The 1545-nt window shown below is 66.3% G+C and carries 1 protein-coding gene; it reads right to left on the reverse strand.

The window, feature by feature from the left end:
• Window positions 1-1545 (reverse strand): RHS repeat-associated core domain-containing protein (locus C5689_RS18085; protein WP_146188426.1); only part of this gene is annotated, 1545 nt, incomplete at both ends.

A 1545-nucleotide genomic window follows, 5' to 3' on the forward strand; every position in this document is an offset into this window, starting at 1 on the left:
AGCCTCGATAGCGAGCGTAAGCCGCTAATCCCCGCGCTCGCGGCTCTGCCCGGCAAAACGCCATAGGGACCGAGCCCAGTCGACGCAGAGATGATGGCGCCCGGATCGCAAACCGCCCCGCAATTCTCCAATGTTCGGCCGAGGCTGGCCTGCAAATCACGAAAATAGCGCTGTGGGTCGAAAAGCAAATCACGGAACGCCCGCCCGACCCCACTCGCATAGCCGTAAGCCGAGCCGGCGGCGTTCGGCGTCTCCGCCGCCAGCCCGAGGAGATCGACGAGGTTGAGCGGATCGTTTCCGGCATAGGCGTAGAGATTGTAGCCGCCCGCGTAGCCGATCGGATCGTTCTGGACGAAACGGCCCAGAGCCGGGTGATAGAGCCGGGCGAGATTATTGGTCAATCCCGTCTCGGCGTCGGTGCGCAATCCCGTATAACCGAAGGGGAATGCGCCCGTGGTCTGCCCATAGGGCGCATAGCCTTGCTTCGTCAGCGCGCCGGAGCCCGCGTCCAGGCTCGCGATCACCGAGCCCTGAATGTCCGGGATCAGCGTCCGCCGCGCCCCGGCGGGATCGAGAAGCGCGACCACGCCCGCCGCGCCGCCCGCCTGCGCCATCCATTGGCGGACCGCCCCGCTCGACCCGTCATAGTCCAGCAGCGGCCGGCCGCTCTCGTCGCTCACCGTGACGGTGGCGAAGCCGTTGACGCTCTTCGATTTCCTCACCCCGCGCGCGTCATAGGCGTAAGCGGCGGAAAAGCCCGTGGCGGAGGCGCTCGTCAACCGGCTCTCGGCGTCATAGCCATAGGCGACCGCGCCGTCGAAGGTCAGATTGCCGTTGCCGTCATAGCTCGGCGCCGCCGCGCCGACGGTCGTATATTGGTTGACCGCATTGGCGACATAGGCCGTCTGAGAGGCGGTTGTCGGATAGGCGATCCAGCCATTGTCGCCGACGCTCTGCGCGATGCGCCGGTTGGTCGCGTCATAGACATGGTTGAAGACGACGCTCGCCGCCGCCGGCGTCGCCTGCGTGACGCTCGGGCCGTAGACGAAGCCGGTGGGGCGGTCGGCGGCGTCATAGCTCCAGTTCGCGACATAGCTCGGCGTCGCCTGTGGAGTCGCGATGGCGGCGCTATTGTCGTTCGCCGCGATCAGACGGCCGGCGAGATCATAGGCGTAGGTCGCGGTCGGCAGGCCGGGGCCGGATTTGGTGATCCGCCGGTTGAGCGTGTCATAGGCATAGGCGAGCGTGTCGCCCCTGCGCGTCACGAAACTCAGCAGATTGTCGTCATTGTCATAGCCGGCCGTGGTGGACGCGCCGTCGGCATAAGCAGTCACGCGCAGCCGATCGAAGCCGTCCGGCGTATAGGCGGTGGCATGGCCGTTGGCGTCGGTGAAGCTGGCCACGACGCCGTCGGGCGTATAGGTCCAGGCCGCGAGCGGCGCGGCCTGGATCGCCGGGTTCGCGATCGAAATCTTTCGGCTCAGCGCGTCATAGGCGTAATTGGTCGCCCGGCCGAGGGGATCGATGACATTTATGAGACGATCG

This window comes from Methylosinus sporium, from assembly GCF_003113265.1.
Taxonomy (GTDB): Bacteria; Pseudomonadota; Alphaproteobacteria; order Rhizobiales; family Beijerinckiaceae; genus Methylosinus; species Methylosinus sporium.